Below are 18518 nucleotides of genomic sequence, written 5' to 3'. Positions count from 1 at the left end.
ACCGATGCTTAATGAACATCACGTTATTGGATCTGGATCCTGGTCAATACTTCGTAAAATTCTTTCACGGCCCTCTTTTCATAAGCGTCTTTGAGAGAGACGATCATGATCGTTCGTCTCATGTTTTTTCCCTGGATCGGCACGCCCAGCACCTGTGGATCGTTTACACTGGTTTCGCTGAGGATGGTGTGCCAATAACCGGTTTTTACAACTTCAAATAAAGTAGGGATGTCATTTATCTCCATACAGATATTGGGATGCAGCTTTTTCTGACGGAACGATTCCACAAAAAATTGAATGGTGCTATAGCCACTGAACGGCAAAGCCAGTGGAAGCGTGGCCACTTCCTTTAGAGAAATACTTTTTTTGCTGGCCAGCGCTGATTTTTTGGCCGTTACCAATACCATATTCGATTTTAAAAGTGTTTGGTATTTCAGGTGAGGCTGTTTCGATTTTTCATCAAGAAAGGTCAATATAAAGTCAAAATGATGCAGGTCGAGTTTTTCGAGCAGGTCTTTCGTGGTGCCAAAAACAACCTGGACTTTTACCCCGGGGTACTGCTTGGCAAACTGTATCAATGCTTTGGCAAAAGGAATGCGCATGGAGTAGATCACACCAATCGTGATCTTTCCTGTGTTTAGATCATTCAGGTCCTTTAACAGCAGCAGCCCTTCATTAGCCCTGTTGATACTCTGCTGCGCATATTCACTGAACATTTCGCCCGCCTCGGTAAGAATGATTCGTTTGCCGATCCTGTTAAACAGCAGCACATCCAGCTCGTCTTCAAGTTGTTTGATCTGCTGTGATAGCGTACTTTGACTGATGTTCAGGATCTTCGCAGCCTCGGTGAAATTCAATAATTCCTTCGCTTTAATGAAGTATTTAAGCTGTCTCAGTTCCATTGCTAAATCGGTATTATCGATTAATATAATCGAAAAATACCGTTTTGCGAATAAAGCCCTTGTTCAGATATTTGGAGCATCAAGTTTCGAACGCAGATCTTATCATTCTAAACTCAAAAGAAGCTCTTATGAAATCTGGAATCGTTTTATTGTTTTTAGTGCTTATGGCATGCCTTACCACTTTTGGTCAGAAAAAGCAGTCCCCGAAAGGTGATGAAAAAGGATTGATCAAAGTATCCGTCATGTACCCTGCCGGAGAAGGCAAGACCTTCAACATGGAATATTATGAAACCAAGCACATGCCGATGGTAGCAGGGCTTCTGGGATCCAATCTGGTGAAATACACCATTGAAAAAGGCCTGGCAAGCGGTATTCCGAACCAACCATTACCCTATGTGGCCATTGGAATATTTTATGTGAAGAACCTTGCCGATTATCAGGCGTCAATCGCTCCGAACAGAGATGCAATAAGAGCCGACATCGCAAATTACACGAATATTGCCCCTGTAATTCTGGTAAGTGAGGTGGTAAAGTAGCGCTGTTTCAATATCAGGCGGCACTGCTAATCCACCCTGCCGTAACCGGTTTCGCCCAGCCATAGTATTCGGCCACCCTTCACACATGAAAAAAATGCATTGTAGGTTTTGGGCTTGCCTTCAATATCTGAAAAAGAAACCTGCCAGTGGTTGGGCAATGAGAATGTGCCGTTTGATTTTGCGCCTTGAAATTTGAGATTACCCACCATGCCGCTGGCTGAGCTCGCATTCCATTGGTAACTCCGTCCCGGCCCGAACTCGAATTTTTCGCTGGACGAATAACTATCCATGCCCGCATTGGCTCCCGTGATGGCGTTTACATATTGCGTAGCACCCGTAAAACCCGATGACCATGTTCCATGCAGGTCACCAGCGTCAACAGCAAACTTGTTGTAGCCAGGTAATGTCAATAGCGCATTCCAGATATTGTCTTCTGCGTAATAATCTACTTTGCTGCCATCTACGCCAAAAGTGTTGACAAAAGTTGGTTTGTCAGGACAGATAATTTCAATCCATCCGCTTTTTCCTTTTTTGAACAGCGCAACAAACACACGTTTGCCCGATTGGTTATCAGTAACGTCGCCTGAGATCAGTGAAGGCCGCTCATAGCTCAGCGTTGCACCAAGCGCATGATAGTTTGCGAGATTGCTGTAGCGTGGCGCGGCCAGCGTGTTCCAGGCATTGTTTGAGATGGTGGCGTGATCAGCGCTCGATACATCCACTTTGTTGGAATTGAAATGAAGCAGTACCCGGATATTTCCCTTGGTCACCTGCACCCAGTCTTCCTGAACGGTGCTCACCCAGCCGTCATCAAAGTTGCTGGTTGAAAAGTGATACGATCCTTTTCCTGCCGATAGAGATACAGCCTTTTCAGGTTGTTGAAGATTGTTGTTGGCAACGGTCTGCTGATTATCCAGGGGTTTTGACAGGTCAACAGATTCCAAAAAATTTTGAACCTCCTGTTCATAGTCACTGGTGTTGGTGACAACAACAATACTCATGCATCGGCCATAACCGGTTGCTGTTACCAGCATGGCTGCCGATTGCGCGCCGTTGAATTCGAAGGGTGCTGCCCCGGCTTGCGCGTCCCATCCACTGCTCGATTCTGCCGGCGTCAACTGGGCCGCTACGGTTGGCTTGTAGGGTTTTACAACCAGCTCCTGCCATTCGCTTTCAAAGTCGGCCCGTAAGCTCCCCTTACTTGTTGTGCTGGAATAAATGACGATCTGCGCGTACGTGCCTCGCTGATTGTTGGTGATAGCATAACCGACCACCGTAGCAGTGTTATTGACCTTTCGCCAGCCAGCAGGGATGGTGTAGGTGGCCAGATCGAAAGTCTCCTGCGCGTAGGATACGAGCGTGATAAGGCAGAGAGAAATTGACAAGACGTTTGTTTTCATAACTTTCCGAGCATGTTTTTCAACGCCACAAAGTCAACAGCTTTGATGATATCGGTCATGGCTTTCGCGGCGATGGGTTCTTTGTGATCACCGGTCACGTACACAGAAAAGAATTGAGGCGAGGACCGGGGCAATTTTTTATCAAAGTACGCCGGGTTGGGCTTGATCAGCACTTTGCCGAAAGGATCATCATCATCCGTAAAAAGATACGATAGATGATCAGCAGGGTCCTGCTTTACAATCGCTGGCTGACTCAGCTCACCAGGTGTCATTTTTAACAGGGACTCAATTTTAGCGAGTGCGGGCTTGTAGTTTTTCTCATTGTCGGCCACCAGTTTTTCATACCGTTCTTTGGTGGGCTGATAATCCATTTTCAAATACTGTTTTAGTTTCTCCGGATCATTCTTGTACTCTTTCTCCTTAAAGCTTTTCTCGATCTCTATTCTTTTGAGCACGTCAGTAAAGCCAGATGCCGATGCAAGCATGTCTGCTGCCAAAATGCTTTTTCTTTTTTCAAGGAATTCCTTTTTGCTGACGTAGCTGAATGGAAGCTTTCCGGGGTAAGTGATCAGCCACAGGCGACTCTTACCAGGCAAGCCAAATCCCAGCGAGACATCTTTTTCCTTAAAATAGTAGTAGCCATCTTTTTCGCGGGGCATATCTGGTATCGTGTTAAAGCCTTCGGCCATCGCCCGGTCACCCTGCGCCTCGTCATAGATTTCAGCATCAAAAAAATTAACTCCGATCTGAAAGTAGGTTGAGGTTTCATGCGCTGTCTTTAAGGCGCTTCCATCGCAGAAGTAGTTCAAGGGTATAATGTTATAACCATAGGTGTTCACCGGAGTGGCTGACTGCGCGGCTGAGTAAACGCCATTAAACCCAGCGCTCACACCCATCGGTACATACTTCGATTTAATCATGGCATGCAGGGCAGCCACAACGCTTTTCTCTCTGGTTAAATCTGCAGATGTTATGCCCGATGCAGGTCCTTTAACGCCTTCTTTCCATTCACCCTGCTTTTGCGCCAGTGTTGCCTGTGCGCAATTTTGTGAAAAGGCGGATTGCACCACCATCATCGCCATTAACAAACACGAAATGTTCTTTCTCATATTGCGTTTATTTTACAAAGACTCCATCCAAAAGCCCGGTACTCTCCACGGAAGATTTTCCGCTGATAAGACTGATCTGACCCTTTACACCCACATCCAGCGACAGGTCACTGACACCGACGCCAGCCATACTTCCGCCCTCAATGATATCCGTTCCCCCGCCTACACTCGCCGATGTTTTTAAAACAAGATCGCTAAGGCCATTGCGATCAAACTCCGCCGCTATTCCCGCACCGATGGAAGCTTCTGCTTTGATAGGCCCCGCATTAATGCCTGCGCTGATGCCCATGCCCGCTTCAACAGAGCAGGTCATGAACTGATCGCCAAAAGTTTCTTTGTCCATGTCCTGTTTCAATCCGAGCTTCACCACTTTCAGATCCAGGGTTGTGGTCAACCTGCTGCAGTCCATTTGAATGGTTCCCACCGGCGTGGTAAACGTGCTGTGGTACACACAATGCACATCATCGAAGGCAGCCAGCTTAAACGGCTTCGGCTTTTGTTCAGGCTGGGGCTGGCACCATGTGCTTTTGTTCTTGAACATCACCTTCTGCCCGGCAATGGAGCTCAGCCAGGTGATCTTGGCATTGAGCTTCGTCAGCTCAAATTGCTCGGGCCATTGTGTGTATTGATAATAATATGTTTCATCATTAAGCTTTCGGCGCAGAAAATTGAGGTAGTCACGGTAAGTTTGCTCCAATAAAGTGTTAGATGAATTAAGGAACCCGTTTTTTAATCCATTTTCATCATTGCATGCCGCACTAAAAGGATTGGGCTTTCCTTCTCCAAACTGATCTTCATACTTTTTCTCCAGCACATTCATTTGTTTGGAAAGATTTTCTTCGAGCGTGCCTGCTTGCGCGTTAGCGTTTGCAAGGGCTTCTACTTTCTTTTGATAGGATACTGAAAGGTGCCCGTCCTGATCATCTACAAGGTATTGCAACTTGATCATCGCCTTAAAGGCAAGCGGAGGTAATGGACTCACCCATAAACCTTTTTGGCCGGCCTGTAGTAATTCAGTCGTTCGTTTTTGGTTTGCCGCAACCATTGCGTCTTCCAGTTTTTTCTGCTGCGGCCTGAGCGTGGCGAGCTCCTGCTGACATATTTCCTTAAAGGCGTTCCACTCTTTTTCCATCACCTCACTCTCTGAAACATTTTTTGGATACGCGGGCCACTTGAATTTTTCAAGTCCCAAAACATCCTGGGGCATTGGCTGATCCCAGCTCAGGTCATTACTTTTCAGTTTATAACCGAGCTTGTTCAGGCGATCTTCCTTTTTTTGGTTGTATGATTTTTTGATACCGCGTTTGGCAGCCTCGATGGCCGCAGCTTTATGGTCCTTGCTCTCTTCAATAAATGACTTGGTATAGTTGGCCTGTGGATGATAAGCATAGATCCGGATAACACTATCCAGGTAGGCGTTGGCTTTATCGATGTCTCCAAGCCCAAACCACGCCTGCCCGATGTTGTTGAGCACCGTGCTGTTTTTGGGGAAACGTTTATTCACATAATGCAGTAGCGGAAGAGAAAGCTGCTCTGCGCCGCTCATCGACAACATGGAGGCATAATTATTCAGGTTGTCTGTATTGGTTGGATTGTCAATACAGGCTTTGCCCATTACATAGAGGGCGAGCTCAACCTTTCCCAACATCCAGAGACCTGCTGCCGTATTGCCTGTGGCTACAGGAGAATTGTATTGTGATTTCACTGATTGATACACCTCTTCTCCTTTCGCTTTCGATGCGGGTTTTAATTGCGTCACCACCTTGTTGTGGGCAGTGGCTATAAAAGAAGGCAACGATGCATTGGTCAACGGAGATTTTGAGATGCTGGCAATCCGGGCTGCATCTTTTACAGGAACGATCCTGTTTTCATTTTCGTAAGCTTCTTTCAGTTGCGCATCGGTTACCTGAGGAATCGTTTTGAACGAAGGCATCTTGAACCCCATGCTGTCCATCATGTGTTTTGTTTCCGGATCGAGGTTGTCCATTTCCTTTTGCGCCTCCTTCATCAGGGCTTCCATTTCTTGCTGTGTGGGCGCAGCTTCAGTTTGTTTGGGCTTTGATTTCGGTTTGGTCTGGGCGGCCACTAACGCTGTGGACAGAAAAACTAAACCTGCCAGGGTTACAAATTTTTTCATAGTCTTGCTTTTTTAGGACAAAGCAACTGCTTGTAAAAAGCGGATAGCTTTTACATTTCTAGCGATTGAATTGAAGTTGCATTGAGTTGCTTGGCATTGTAAAAATGCATAGCTAACGCGCGCGGATCAATCCTGTAAAAACAGGATATTTCAGGAATGTGAGAAAATTATTCTCACCAACTGCTGCTGGCGCCACCGCCACCGGAGCGACCACCGCCCCAGCTTCCTCCGCTGGAAGAACTGCTTCCGCCAAATGAGCTGCCACTGCTGCTACTGGGTGTGCTGCGCTCAAGCTGGGGAATGGTGTAAGTAGATTTCGACTGGTACCCACAGAATTTGCAAGCGTGAGTTTCCTCGCCCTGTCCGCTGGAAGAGTAGGTGGCGCTCCTAATAGTCCTTAGGCCGGCAGAGCAATAAGCAATGGTTTTGCACTTCGGGCAGGGATCGTATTTGGAATGGCGGTTAAGGTAAAACCACATTTCAACAGACTGGCAGGCTTCACATCGCCAAACATCGTAGTCAACAGACCGTAATGTTTCTTCCATCTTCATGCTCTCGGAAAGATATTCGTCTTCGGCCAGATCGTTCAGCTTGTTCATTTTGCCCTGGCATGCCTTGCACTTGCGTGGATGATTGCGATAGATCCGTTTACGGGCAAGGTGGTAGAAAAAATAGAAGGCGAATGGAATGGGAAACAAAACGGCCATGAAGAACCAATACCATTGTTGCTTTCGCAGAAATTCCACGATCTCGTAATAGTCCTGAATTTTCAGGAACCGGTTGATCACTTTTTTCATGCGCCGCAACCGGTGAAAACGTGTTCCTATGAAATAAAGATAAAGCGAAACAAAACACCATCCCGTGGGATTCTCTATCGTGCTTAGTCCAAATAAAGTGACGATCAGGATGGGTATGCCAACAAATTCCAGCAACCAGCTCCATCGCTTCATCCGCATCTCGGGATAAGGTGTTTCATCCGGTCTTTTTGAGTCCCTGAACCTTCCTTTGCTGGCTTTTATGATGTACGTGACAAGCAATACGGGTAAAAGAAAAACAACAAGAACAGTAATAAGGGCCGCCCAGTCACTGAGCTCCTTCACTTCAGGCGCCTTTAATTCGCCGGCTGACGCTGGATCGGTCAGAATTTTTTCCACCTGTATCAGTCCGGCCAGCATTCCTGCGCTATAGTTTCCATTCCTGAATTCCGGAAGCATGTGATCGCGCTGAATACGTTTACAGACCACATCGGGCAGCATGGCCTCAACCCCATAACCCGTGTGGAACCGGATGGTGTGGATGTCTTTTACCAGCAGCAACAGCAGACCGTTGTCGTTGTTGCCAATGCCCCAGGTGGTAAAAAGCTCCTGTGCGAATTCAAAAACATCTGCCTCGCCAATAGATTCGACGGCCACTACAGCAACCTGTACAGAGGTCTTCTTTTCCAGCGATTTTAATAGTGTGTCTATCTGCGCCACGGTACTTTCATCCAGGATATGGTCTGGATTGGAGACATAACTTCCGTTGATCAGTTTTTGATTTGGAATGGATGTTACGGTTGATTGCGCCGTCAGCTGAACGGCAGCAAACAACAATAGTAGCAGGGGCAAATACTTCATATTTTTATTTCGATTACTCAAAACATCGGGTTTGTCCCACAGTCCATGGTATCCTTGCCTCGAAGACGGTCATCCTGAGAATTTATCCAGCGGAAGGCGGGAGCGATGATGGAATAACGTATGTTCATAACTGGTTTGTCACATTACGATTTCAGGTGGCTCCTATGGAGCCGGGCAGACAAAATTGATCCGTTCTCTATAAACAGAATGCGCCTACGGAGCGAAATGCATTCAGCTCCGGATGGAGCTTCCTGTCTATAGCAATGCAACGTTGGCTCCATATTCGGCTCCATAGGAGCCTCCTGATAGCGCGTAATTGAGAGCGGCATACGGGCGTCGGTCGGTGCGAGCGAAGGATTCCCCATTGCTCACTCGCACGGTGATCTTTCATACAAGATCAGTTTTTACTAACAAATATCACTCAATATAATATACACAGCATCCCTTGAAAACAGGATATTTTCAGAATGTTGATAAAATCATGGAAAAAGAGGAGAAACGAAGGCAGATCATTTTCCTTACTTTGTAAATGGGACGTAAAACGTCTATCTTAATTGACTCATGAAGATCATCGCACTTATCTGCGCATCCTTTTTTTGTTTGCAGCTACAGGCACAATCGGACAAAACCATTGACAGCCTCAAGCGAATGATTGATGGTCATCCCGCACAGGATAGTGTCAGGGTAAAATCAATTTATCAATACCTGAGGGCAACCCTGTTCAATTCAGCCGATCATGAACCCTACATCCGCGAGATGCTTTCCATCAGCAGGCGGATCAATTTTCCCTATGGCATCCGGAAAGGATTACGGATGTATACCATGTATTATGGAGACCGCGCCGATTTTCAGCGATCATTTTCTTATGCTGATTCACTGACGAGTTTTCTTAGGAACGACAGCTCTTACGCCGCCAAAAGAGAGATGGCTATCCTTCACTGGGATCTGGCAAATAACTATAACCGCATGGGAGACTACGCCAGGTCTATTGAATATTATTTTTTAGCGATTGCCACTTTTGAAAAATTCAACGACAAGAATTATCTCGGCTCACTCTACAGCAATTTGTCAAGCATCTACACGAACCTTTCTGACACAGTGAGGTCATTGGAATACATGAACAAGTCACTGGCAATAGCAGAAGAGTCATCCAACGATGATTTGAAATGCAGGATCCTGATGAATCATGCGAATGAGCTGCTGAACAAAGGGAAATTATCCAGGGCCAGGGATGTGCTCGACAAGGCAGCGCCCCTCATTGTTAAACTGCAAAACACCGCGTACTCACAATATTTTTTCTATATGAAGGGCGACCTGGCATTGCTTCAGAAAAAATTTCCGGACGCCATCGCGCATCTCAGAAGATCGCTGCAGCTGGGTAAAAAGATCGATGACCTGCATCAGACCGCGGCGGTAATGAGTCTGATGGTCGATTGTTTCATGGCCATGAATAACCTCGCTGAATCAAAAGCATATCTTGATTCCACGCTGTTGCTGGCTGAAAAGACCGGCCAGAAAAAACGGAAAAAGGAGGTGTACGATGGTTTTGCATTGTGGTATGAGAAAAAAGGCGACTATAAAAATTCAAACGAATACCTCCGGAGATCTGTAGCGCTGCACGATAGTATTCTTTCAGAAGAAAACAACAAACAGATCGCCTCGCTTGAAATGCGGTATCAGGTTGCGGGTAAAGAAGCTGAGATCAAAAACCTGAGAACAGAAAAGGAATTGCAGCAGCTCACCATCCGGCAGAAAAGTATAACCAATTATATTCTGATTGGAATTGCCGTGGCCATCCTGATCATATCGTTGCTTTTTTATCGCAACTACAGACAAAAGCAAAAACTCCAACACCAGCGTATTGCGGAGCTGGAAACAGAAAGACAATTGAATGCCACAGAAGCCGTGCTGAAGGGAGAGGAGCAGGAACGCACACGCCTGGCAAAAGACCTGCACGACGGATTGGGCGGCATGCTCTCGGGAATTAAATATTCATTCAATACCATGAAAGGAAATCTCATTATGACGCCTGAAAACCATCAGGCCTTTGAGCGGAGCATGGACATGCTTGACAGCTCGATAAAAGAAATGCGCAGGGTGGCACACAACATGATGCCGGAGGCTTTGGTGCGATTTGGCCTGGACACGGCAATGAAGGACTATTGCCATGACATTAACCAAAGCGGTGCGTTGAAAATTAATTATCAGTCCATCGGCATTGCGGATGAACCGATCGACCAAACCACCGCCATCACCATCTACCGGATCGTGCAGGAGCTGATCAGCAACACCATGAAGCACGCCGCCGCAGCCACAGCCATCGTGCAGTTGACAAAAACCAACGGGCAACTGAGTGCCACCATTGAAGATGACGGAAAGGGTTTTGACACCAGCATTCTGAAACAATCGAAAGGTATCGGCTGGACCAACATTCAGCACCGGGTAGATTTTTTAAAAGGTAAGCTGGATGTAAATTCCGGGCCTGGCAAAGGCACCTCGGTGCACATTGAATTCAACGTTTAAAAAATGGCTATCAGGGTATTCATCACCGATGACCACTACATGGTGGTGGAAGGCATTCGTTCGCTGCTTCAGCATGAAAAGAATATTGAGTGGATGGGGCATGCCATGAATGCGGTCTCGTGCATGGCCTTCCTTCAGCAACAGCAACCCGATGTGATCTTCATGGATATCAACCTTCCGGATAAAAGCGGCATAGACCTATGCAAAGAAGTGAAAGTAAAATATCCGGCAATTCATGTTATAGGCCTCAGCTCCTTTAACCAGCAGAGCTACATACAAAAGATGGTTGACAACGGAGCTTCCGGGTATGTGCTGAAAAATGCCACACGCGAAGAATTGATTGAAGCCATTGAGTCCGTTATGGCGGGCAACAGATTTTTAAGCACTGAAGCTGCTGTCACGATAAAAAAGAAGGAGAACTCTGAAACACCGGTTATCACCCGCAGGGAAAAGGAAGTGCTGGTATTGATCGCTGACGGCCTCACCAACGCTGAGATCGCAGAAAAACTGTTCATCAGCATTACAACAGTAGATACCCATCGAAAAAACCTGCTCGCCAAGTTTGACGTGCGCAATACGGCAACGCTGATCCGGATGGCTGTGCACCACCAATTCATTTGAGGAATTTCTACTTTATCCTCAGCGTTTTGATTGCATAAACGTTTGATTTATCCGTGTTTAATCCAACTCAACGCAGATCTGTACGTTACTTTGAAGTGTCGGTCAACGCAAAACAGTTGATGCGACGGTATGGGTAGGCAATCCAAAATGGAGTTATGGAACATCCATCGGCATTGCTTTTTATAGTATAGATTTCAGTGACTATTTACAAAAGACAATCACTAATTGAAAAATGTATGGGCATTAACGTGCGGTATATTGTAAACAACGTAGAGGATGCAATAGCTTTCTATACGGACAAGCTTGGTTTTAAAGTAGACATGCACCCAGCGCCGGGTTTTGCAGCGCTGTCAAAAGACAATCTGAAGTTGTATCTGAACCAGCCAGGTGCTGGTGGTGCAGGGCAGACGATGAAGGATGGAGCAGTTCCCGCACCGGGAGGATGGAATCGTTTTCAGCTTGAAACCGACAATTTGGAAAATTTTGTGAAAGACCTCAAGGCCAAAGGCGCTTCCTTTCGAAGCGACATCATCACCGGCCAGGGTGGTAAGCAGGCCCTGCTGCAGGACTCTTCAGGAAACCTGATCGAGTTGTTTGAACCTAAAAAGTAAAGCAGTTCAGCAAAAGCAAATGAGTGAAGTGCTGGCTTTTTTGAGCTGGCACTTTCTGTTTATACCATATTTAAAGGCTACTCGTGGTATCGGGAAGATCTGAAGTTATTGTGCCGGTATCTCCAGTATCACTTTAGTGCCGGCGGGTTTGCCATTGAGAACAATGTCTTCTATAGCTACGGAGAACAGCTTGTGCTCGAGCTTAGAAAGAATGTCGAGGCGTTTTTGGCCCAGCGAGCTGCCCATTGACTGGTGGTTTTCCCTTGGTTTCGCGGTGCGTCCCACACCATTGTCTTCAATGACGATGCGCAGCATCTCGCCTGCTTTTTCCACGAGCAGCTTCAGCAGCAAGCCGGCACCAGCAGCGGGAGAAAGACCGTGAAGGATTGCATTTTCCACGTAGGGCTGTATGAGCATGGCCGGCACTTTAACAGGCTCTGGCACGTTGGCGATGATCTGGTATTGAAATTTATCATCCAGCCGCAACTGCTCAAGCTGGATATATTGTTCCAGCATCTTCACCTCTTCAGTAAGGGCAACAATTTCCAGCGACGACTTCTCCAGCACATAGCGCATAAGTCGCGACAATTTCGCCAGATGGTCCAGCGCTTCGTGTGGTTTCTTCTCCATCACGATATGTTGTATGGAATTGAGCGTATTGAATACAAAGTGGGGATCTACCTTCGCACGGTTCAAGGACAATTGAAGCTTCAGGTTAACTTCTTCCAGGGCCGACACAAGTTTGCTTTTAACAGCATTGCTTTCTTCCAGCGCGTTGTTCTTGTTTTGTATTTCTGTATTGGCCTGCGTGATCTCGGCAGTGCGGGCCTGTACCTCACTCTCCAGCTTCGCTTTTATAGATTGATTGATCCTGAGTTTCTGGCGTGTGAGCACAAAAGCCAGCAAAGCAATCAGTGCGATGGCAACAGCAACCGCCAGGTTTCGGTAGAGGGTAGCGATGCGGTTATCTTGCTTCAGCAGCTTGTTCTCTGTTTCGTGCTTATACAAGTCGAGGGCTGTTTGCAGCGAGGCCAGCTCCGTCTGGTAGGTCTGATTACTGGTTGAGTCTTTTAATGCGATGAATTTTTCGAAATAAAGCGCTGTTGAATCGATTTGTTTCAGCTGTTTGTAAGCGCGTGCTTTCATCAGGTACACGTCTGGCACCGCGCCCCACTGCCCGGCAACGCTTAATGTAACTTCGGCGCTGTCGAGGTAAGTGATGGCGAGGGGGTAATTGTTCATGTAAAAATATGATTCACCGATGTTATACAGACCGTTGCCGTACTGCATGGTCTTACCTTGTTGCCTGTTCACGGCAAGGCCTTTTTTAAATTGCTCGACGGCCTGGGCGTACTTGCCCATGTAAAAGTAATTGATGCCCATGTTGCCGTAGATATTGGCGATGCGGAGCCGGTCGTTGCTTTTGCCGAAGATGTCGAGCGCTGCCTGATAGTAATGAAAGGAGCTATCGTATTCCTGGCGGGCAGTGTGACGGTCGGCCAGCTCCGTATAGGCGAGCCCGAGCAGGCGTTCATTGCTGATGGTGCGCGCTATCGATAAAGTTTTTTTCAGGTAGTATCTGTTTCGTTCCCAGTCTTTTTCCACATGAAAGACGGCCGCAAGCCGGATCATCACCAGTCCGTACTGCAAAGTATTTTCGAGCTGATCGCGTTCATAGATCTTTAATGCGGCGAGGTAATATTTAATGGCTTCTTTATTATTGCCGCGGTGAAAGTAGATCATGCCCAGCTGCGAGCTGGCATTGGCTTCCCCCTGTGGGTAGTGTTCTGCCACGGCGAGCTTCAGCGCTTCGCGGGCCAGGCTATCGGCCTTGTCGATATTGATGTTCACAATACCCCGCGAAAGGTTCACCAAAGTATCCACCTGGGCATACCGCGCCGAATCGGTCTGGGCTATAGCGGTTGTAGTGCCCAAGCAAATAATGGAAATTAGCAACAATAAAGATCTCATAACTTACAAATAAAGCGGAATAGTCTGCACTTAGCAAGATGCTGTGATGGGCTTCTAAAGTTTCGTGCTGCTTTAGCCATTAACGCTTATCTTTACGATTCACTAATTTTTTAACGTTATATACATGATGCGAGCTGAGGCTAATAATTTTGCGTCATTATGAAAATTACAAACCTTGCTGATCTCTATACTATTCTTCCGGAAGACGAAAAAGTAATGGTGGATGTGTTGCGGCAGATAGTTATTGAAGCGCTTCCGGAGTATTGCAAAGAGAAGATATCATACAATGTTCCATTTTTTTATGGCAACAAAGGGATCTGTATCATTTGGCCGTCAACGGTTCCGAGAGGAGGTATCAAAGAAGGAGTTCTTTTTGGTTTTTGGTATGGCCACAAATTAAATGACCGCGATGGCTTTCTATCGCGTGGAACTAACAAGCAGATTTTTTATAAGATCTACCACACAGTGGAGGAGATTGATGAAAAGCCGATAAAAAAACTTTTAAAAGAAGCGATCAGATTGGATGGTACTTTCAAAAAATAGCCGGCCGACTAATTGGCGTGTGGTACGTAGAAACAATGAAAACCCAATCGAGCGCTTTACTTATTCAAAAACTGCGTGTTGGTTACAGGAAAATCCTGGTTTCCTTTTTTAGCGCTTGTAATACTTTCACCGGATCTTGTAGGTTGTCATGAAACACCTTTTCCACTACAGTGCCGTTGGGTTTTCCATATCGCCTTTCCAGCGCGAGCGAATTTCTTGATATGACAACATGATCAGTCACGTTGTTCATGATTTCTGCTATCAGGGTAATTGCGCGGTCGTCGTCAATTTCCTGCCAGTCACGGATTGGTTCAACCAATAGTTTACCGATGAACTCATCTAAACTTTCGGATGCCCAATACCCGGATAGATACCCTGCATCAACAGTTTCTCCTGTTAATTGTTTGATCTGATCAATAGCGCTTTGTTCATCGAGTTTTCGATTTTCAAAGTCTGCGATGATTTGCCGTAGTTTTCTTTCCTTGTCCGTCATTGTCGAAAGTCAATACGTCGTAGAGTGAAAGGCAAGTTCTTTATTTTCATACTTTCTCCCAAACGTGTTGACCAAATTAAACTACAACTATGCAAACTGTCAGGCGCGCCGCCGTCCTTACCCCACCTTCTGCATTTGTTCAATGATCTTCCATCCTTCAGGCGTAATACCCATGATCTCGGTAACCACACCCAGCGTTTTGTAAGTGTCGAAGAACGCCATCCGTGCAATGGGGTGATCTACTTCACTGATCATTGCATAGCCTTGTTTGCGCAGATCACCGGTGATGCTTTCGAAATCGCTCACAGGCAAACGGAACGCAAGATGTTGAGTGCCACCCGCGGGATACCTGGCGAGATAGTCATGGAACATACTTTGACCGGAAAGAGGCTGCACAAGCTCAATGAACGTACCTCCGTTATAGGTCTGCGTGGTCAGCCACTCACCGGCTACCACCTCGCCATAATAGGTCATGTCCAGATCCTGGGCTCGAACATGTTGTGGCTCAGGAAAGCCAGCGATGCCCAGGGCGCCTGAAAGAAATTTTACGGCAGCGTGGATGTCAGGCACCACCCAGCCAATTTGCGCGAGTTCGAGGCCGGCGATGGTCTTGTTGATATTGTTCATGTTTGTTTACTGTTGCGTTAATAATTGAACAAAGTTAGAACAGCCGGGCTCACCGTCTCAGGGGCATTCGCGTCAAATAGGAGGGCGGTTTGCGACTAATGAGCTATCCTGCTCGACCAATCTGAAGGTGTCTTACCGAATTTTTTCTTAAAAGAACTTGAGAAGTGCGAAAGGCTTTCAAATCCCAGGTCAAGATAAATAGCAGATGGTTTCTGATGCCTGTTCTCTATCAGATTTTTGGCTTCCATCAGTCGCTTTTCCTGCAACCACTGTCGCGGGGCCATCGCGAATATCTTTTGGAAATCGCGTTTGAATGCTGCGAGGCTTCTTCCGGTAAGCCCGGCAAATTCAGCAACAGGGATGTTATAATGAAAATGGCTGAGCATGAATTTTTCCAGGTCGATCTTGTGCGGCTCCGAGAAGTCAAACAGGAAATTACTGAGTCGGGGCATGGTATGCAGTAGCAACGTCACCGCTTCTCTCACTTTCAGCAAACCGATTTCCTTTGTTAACGCTTCTTCCGGATTGCGAACGTAGGGTAGTACGGACTGAAAGAAACTTTTCAAAAACTCATTCGCGGGAATGAGGATATTCGGTGGCCCTGTGTATTTCTCTTGTGACTCCCGATGTTCCTCCAGCGCAATTTTTCTGAGCAGATCCTCTTGCAAAGAAATAACGATCGTTTCGTAATGCGCATCGGACTGCGGAGTTTTGGTGATCTGTCCCAGTTGATTTTTGCCGATCAATAACATCTCACCTTTGTTCATTGAAATTTTCTGCTCAGCCGTTTCCAGCGTAAAATGTCCTGACACCTGCAATACAAGGGTGTGGTGCGACAGGAATCCCACTTTCTCTTTTCGCGTGGTCGAATTATAACCGTAAAAGATGAGCCCCGGGATTATTTCAGATGGATTTGTCATGTTGTAAAATGAGCTAAGGCGCTTAACAGCTCCAAATTTACCGCTGCAGGTAGGTACCTCCAAGTATCGCGCCCGGAGAAAAATGCGTGTTAAGCGTATGCATCTCGTCAGCAGTCAACTGGATCTCCATGGCCTTGATGTTCTCCGGAAGTCTGGACCGGCGGCTCATACTCACCAAGGGCATGATGTGTTCGTCCTGCGTATTCACCCAGGCGATTGCCAGTTGGGCTGGTGTGCATGCTTTTGCCTTTGCCATCTCTTTTAATAATTCTACTTTGTGCAGGTTTCTGATCAGGTTTTCACCTTGAAAACGGGAGAAGTGATTTTGATAACTTCCGGCGGCAAGCGGCGCTTTCATTTCCCCGGTGAGTAATCCTTCGGCTGTATTGGCAAATGCCACCACCCCGATACCCAGTTCTTTGGCTGTGGGAAGAAGATCATTTTCTATCTGGCGATCAGCCAATGAATAACCTATCTCCAACGCAGCTATGGGATGGATGCTGTTTGCCTTGCGTAGCTGATCGGCGGTGATTTCAGAGACGCCGATATAGCGCACTTTTCCGTCTTTGATCAGGTCTGCTATGGTTCCGATCACATCTTCTATCGGAACGCTGTTGTCCAACCGGCATGGCTGATAGAGATCGATTGTATCGATACCCAGGCGTACCAAAGAATAATTGATAAAATTCTTAATGGCGATGGGGCGCAGGTCCAGCCCAAGCCACCGGCTACCATAGAAGATCCCGCCGAACTTGACGCTGATAAAGGCATCATCCCTTCTGCCTTTGATCGCATTGCCCACAAGCAGTTCGTTATGCCCGCTTCCGTAAAAGTCACCGGTATTCAAAAAATTGATGCCGCTGTCCAACGCCATCCGGATGGTTGCAATACTTTCGCCCTCGTCATTTTTTGGTCCACCCCAAACCGGCGACATGCGCATACAGCCTAAACCAAGTTTGGATACCAGCGGTCCGTTTTTGCCCAGGGCAATCTTTTTAATTGTTGTCATTACTGTTGTTGATTAATGACACAAAGATCGTCGCCTGTGCCCGTTACAGCTTTCTTCAGTGGCTCAATTTACTTGCGTGGATAGCTCATCTCTCCGGAAGAGATATTTTTATCCTGACATGGTACCTTAATGAATTGAAATTATATCATCGTCCTTTCCATTATCCCTTGTTGGGATCAACAATAACTGTGTTGACCATTGAAGCCCGTTTGCTTTCATAAGCCCTTATTAAACCCTTGCCATGTGGTCATCTCGTCAATTGTTCAGGTACGCCAATACAAAAACGACTCAGAATTGCGCAGTCTTTTTGCGCAGATCATTCTTTCCAATCAGGATTTTTACGATTTTGCCTTTTCAATCCAGTTAAATCCTGCAAATCCTTTAATCCAGTTAGATGCCAGTTAACCGCAATGCCCTGATCCGGTTCCGGACCATTGACAACTGTCTCAGGAACAGAGGCAGAAAATGGACCCTCGAAGATCTGATCGATGCCTGCTCCGATGCCCTTTACGAATACGAAGGCATCGATAAAGGATTAAGCAGACGCACCATCCAGATGGATATCCAGCTGATGCGGAGCGATAAATTGGGATACAATGCCCCGATCGTTGTGACGGAAAAGAAGTATTATACCTACGAAGATCCTGCGTACTCCATTACCAACAACCCGCTGACCGAGGCCGATCTCGATAAGCTCTCGGAGGCCATCGGCGTGCTCAGGCAGTTCAAAGGATTCAGCCACTTCCAGGAAATGACCGGCGTGATCCAAGGACTGGAAGACAAGGTGAATAGTGCCCAGGCAAAAGAAAGATCGATCATACACCTTGAAACCAACGACCATCTGAAAGGCATCGAGTTCATAGACCTCATTTACCAGGCAATAAGAAAGAAGCAGGTCATTGAATTGACCTATCAGTCGTTCAAGGCGAGGAAGCCGAATGTTTTTACCCTTCACGCTTATTTATTAAAAGAGTATCGCAACCGTTGGTTTGTATTGGGACGCAAAAGCGCTAAAGAACCGATGGTCACACTGGCGCTGGACAGGATCAAAGAGCTCAGAACCCTAAGCAATATTAAATACGTTGATAACCCGGGTTTCGATGCCGATGAATATTATCGCGATGTGATCGGTGTTACCATCAATGATGGCAACCGTCCACAGACCGTGCATCTTGCCATCGATAGGAGCAATGCCCCTTATGTGATCACCAAGCCACTTCACCATACGCAGCAGGTCATCTCCAAATCAGCTGATGGTATTGAGATCACCATCGATGTGGTGCTCAACTATGAGCTCGAACGTGAGATCCTGGGGTTTGGCGAAAGTATTGTTGTGTTGAAACCCCTACGACTGCGTGAGCGGATCGAAAAGAAACTACAGCAGGCTGCGGAGAAGTACCTCATGCTGAAGGCGGGCGAGATTTAGGTATGAGGTATGATAAATCCGGATCGCGTTGCTCGTACCCCGTACCTCGTATTTCGTACCTCGTATTTTTTATA

Annotated in this window: 16 protein-coding genes; 6 read left to right on the top strand and 10 right to left on the bottom strand. The window is 46.7% G+C overall.

The genetic code is table 11. The annotated features are described in order from the left end of the window. Positions 1-23: 23 nt before the first annotated feature. A complete protein-coding gene (locus KK083_RS09480; protein WP_254162842.1) occupies positions 24-902 on the bottom strand; it encodes a LysR family transcriptional regulator in 879 nt (292 codons plus the stop codon). 128 nt (positions 903-1030) lie between these two features. Here KK083_RS09480 and KK083_RS09475 point away from each other — a divergent pair, with 128 nt between their 5' ends. Further along, the gene (locus KK083_RS09475; RefSeq protein WP_254162840.1) at positions 1031-1438 is read left to right on the top strand and encodes an EthD family reductase; all 408 of its coding nucleotides are present in this window, start codon (positions 1031-1033) and stop codon (positions 1436-1438) included. Between the two features lie 26 nt (positions 1439-1464). Here KK083_RS09475 and KK083_RS09470 read toward each other — a convergent pair whose 3' ends face one another. The 4 genes from KK083_RS09470 to KK083_RS09455 form a co-directional block, all read right to left on the bottom strand. Continuing rightward, positions 1465-2838: a hypothetical protein gene (locus tag KK083_RS09470; protein ID WP_254162837.1), complete on the bottom strand. Its 1374-nt coding sequence runs from the start codon at positions 2836-2838 to the stop codon at positions 1465-1467. Beyond that, positions 2835-3947, bottom strand: coding sequence for a hypothetical protein (locus tag KK083_RS09465; RefSeq protein WP_254162835.1), 1113 nt, complete (start codon positions 3945-3947; stop codon positions 2835-2837). Before KK083_RS09465 ends, KK083_RS09470 begins: the two co-directional genes overlap by 4 nt. A gap of 7 nt (positions 3948-3954) precedes the next feature. Further along, positions 3955-6084, bottom strand: coding sequence for a tetratricopeptide repeat protein (locus KK083_RS09460; protein ID WP_254162833.1), 2130 nt, complete (start codon positions 6082-6084; stop codon positions 3955-3957). Between the two features lie 173 nt (positions 6085-6257). Continuing rightward, positions 6258-7700 carry a TPM domain-containing protein gene (locus KK083_RS09455; RefSeq protein WP_254162831.1) on the bottom strand — a complete coding sequence of 481 codons (1443 nt, stop codon included), beginning with the start codon at positions 7698-7700 and terminating at the stop codon, positions 6258-6260. Between the two features lie 561 nt (positions 7701-8261). Between KK083_RS09455 and KK083_RS09450 the strand changes: the two genes are divergently transcribed. The 3 genes from KK083_RS09450 (at position 8262) to KK083_RS09440 (ending at position 11455) form a co-directional block, all read left to right on the top strand. Next, a complete protein-coding gene (locus KK083_RS09450; RefSeq protein ID WP_254162829.1) occupies positions 8262-10223 on the top strand; it encodes a tetratricopeptide repeat-containing sensor histidine kinase in 1962 nt (653 codons plus the stop codon). 3 nt (positions 10224-10226) lie between these two features. Next, the gene (locus tag KK083_RS09445) at positions 10227-10844 is read left to right on the top strand and encodes a response regulator (RefSeq protein WP_254162827.1); all 618 of its coding nucleotides are present in this window, start codon (positions 10227-10229) and stop codon (positions 10842-10844) included. A gap of 236 nt (positions 10845-11080) precedes the next feature. Beyond that, positions 11081-11455 (top strand): VOC family protein, encoded by a 375-nt coding sequence (locus KK083_RS09440; protein WP_254162825.1) that lies wholly within the window; start codon positions 11081-11083, stop codon positions 11453-11455. 105 nt (positions 11456-11560) lie between these two features. On the opposite strand, the gene KK083_RS09435 is transcribed toward KK083_RS09440, so the two are convergent. Further along, on the bottom strand, positions 11561-13390 hold the full coding sequence (locus KK083_RS09435) for a tetratricopeptide repeat-containing sensor histidine kinase (RefSeq protein WP_254162823.1): 1830 nt from the start codon (positions 13388-13390) through the stop codon (positions 11561-11563). A gap of 195 nt (positions 13391-13585) precedes the next feature. On the opposite strand from KK083_RS09435, the gene KK083_RS09430 reads away from it, so the two are divergent. Continuing rightward, positions 13586-13969, top strand: coding sequence for a DUF1801 domain-containing protein (locus tag KK083_RS09430; RefSeq protein ID WP_254162821.1), 384 nt, complete (start codon positions 13586-13588; stop codon positions 13967-13969). 82 nt (positions 13970-14051) lie between these two features. Here KK083_RS09430 and KK083_RS09425 read toward each other — a convergent pair whose 3' ends face one another. From KK083_RS09425 to KK083_RS09410, 4 genes are all read right to left on the bottom strand, one after another. Next, positions 14052-14462: a hypothetical protein gene (locus KK083_RS09425; protein WP_254162819.1), complete on the bottom strand. Its 411-nt coding sequence runs from the start codon at positions 14460-14462 to the stop codon at positions 14052-14054. Between the two features lie 117 nt (positions 14463-14579). Next, a complete protein-coding gene (locus KK083_RS09420; protein WP_254162817.1) occupies positions 14580-15089 on the bottom strand; it encodes a VOC family protein in 510 nt (169 codons plus the stop codon). Between the two features lie 95 nt (positions 15090-15184). Beyond that, complete coding sequence (locus tag KK083_RS09415) at positions 15185-16009, bottom strand: helix-turn-helix domain-containing protein (RefSeq protein ID WP_254162815.1); 825 nt, start codon at positions 16007-16009, stop codon at positions 15185-15187. Between the two features lie 37 nt (positions 16010-16046). After that, positions 16047-17018, bottom strand: coding sequence for an aldo/keto reductase (locus tag KK083_RS09410; protein WP_254162813.1), 972 nt, complete (start codon positions 17016-17018; stop codon positions 16047-16049). 394 nt (positions 17019-17412) lie between these two features. On the opposite strand from KK083_RS09410, the gene KK083_RS09405 reads away from it, so the two are divergent. Further along, entirely contained in the window at positions 17413-18444 is a 1032-nt protein-coding gene (locus KK083_RS09405; RefSeq protein WP_254162811.1) for a helix-turn-helix transcriptional regulator, read from the top strand. Positions 18445-18518 lie beyond the last annotated feature (74 nt).

Source organism: Chryseosolibacter histidinae (assembly GCF_018598225.1).
GTDB classification, from domain to species: domain Bacteria; phylum Bacteroidota; class Bacteroidia; order Cytophagales; family Cyclobacteriaceae; genus Chryseosolibacter; species Chryseosolibacter histidini.
Note: the sequence above shows the minus strand (reverse complement) of the source record. Positions and strands in the feature narration are given on the sequence as shown.

Bases quoted from the DNA above. Each gene is read 5' to 3' on its own strand.
- KK083_RS09470 (WP_254162837.1), bottom strand. From the start codon at position 2,838: ATGAAAACAAACGTCTTGTCAATTTCTCTCTGCCTTATCACGCTCGTA.
- KK083_RS09420 (WP_254162817.1), bottom strand. From the start codon at position 15,089: ATGAACAATATCAACAAGACCATCGCCGGCCTCGAACTCGCGCAAATT.
- KK083_RS09475 (WP_254162840.1), top strand. From the start codon at position 1,031: ATGAAATCTGGAATCGTTTTATTGTTTTTAGTGCTTATGGCATGCCTT.
- KK083_RS09425 (WP_254162819.1), bottom strand. From the start codon at position 14,462: ATGACGGACAAGGAAAGAAAACTACGGCAAATCATCGCAGACTTTGAA.
- KK083_RS09455 (WP_254162831.1), bottom strand. From the start codon at position 7,700: ATGAAGTATTTGCCCCTGCTACTATTGTTGTTTGCTGCCGTTCAGCTG.
- KK083_RS09430 (WP_254162821.1), top strand. From the start codon at position 13,586: ATGAAAATTACAAACCTTGCTGATCTCTATACTATTCTTCCGGAAGAC.
- KK083_RS09460 (WP_254162833.1), bottom strand. From the start codon at position 6,084: ATGAAAAAATTTGTAACCCTGGCAGGTTTAGTTTTTCTGTCCACAGCG.
- KK083_RS09410 (WP_254162813.1), bottom strand. From the start codon at position 17,018: ATGACAACAATTAAAAAGATTGCCCTGGGCAAAAACGGACCGCTGGTA.
- KK083_RS09445 (WP_254162827.1), top strand. From the start codon at position 10,227: ATGGCTATCAGGGTATTCATCACCGATGACCACTACATGGTGGTGGAA.
- KK083_RS09440 (WP_254162825.1), top strand. From the start codon at position 11,081: ATGGGCATTAACGTGCGGTATATTGTAAACAACGTAGAGGATGCAATA.
- KK083_RS09465 (WP_254162835.1), bottom strand. From the start codon at position 3,947: ATGAGAAAGAACATTTCGTGTTTGTTAATGGCGATGATGGTGGTGCAA.
- KK083_RS09415 (WP_254162815.1), bottom strand. From the start codon at position 16,009: ATGACAAATCCATCTGAAATAATCCCGGGGCTCATCTTTTACGGTTAT.
- KK083_RS09480 (WP_254162842.1), bottom strand. From the start codon at position 902: ATGGAACTGAGACAGCTTAAATACTTCATTAAAGCGAAGGAATTATTG.
- KK083_RS09405 (WP_254162811.1), top strand. From the start codon at position 17,413: ATGCCAGTTAACCGCAATGCCCTGATCCGGTTCCGGACCATTGACAAC.
- KK083_RS09450 (WP_254162829.1), top strand. From the start codon at position 8,262: ATGAAGATCATCGCACTTATCTGCGCATCCTTTTTTTGTTTGCAGCTA.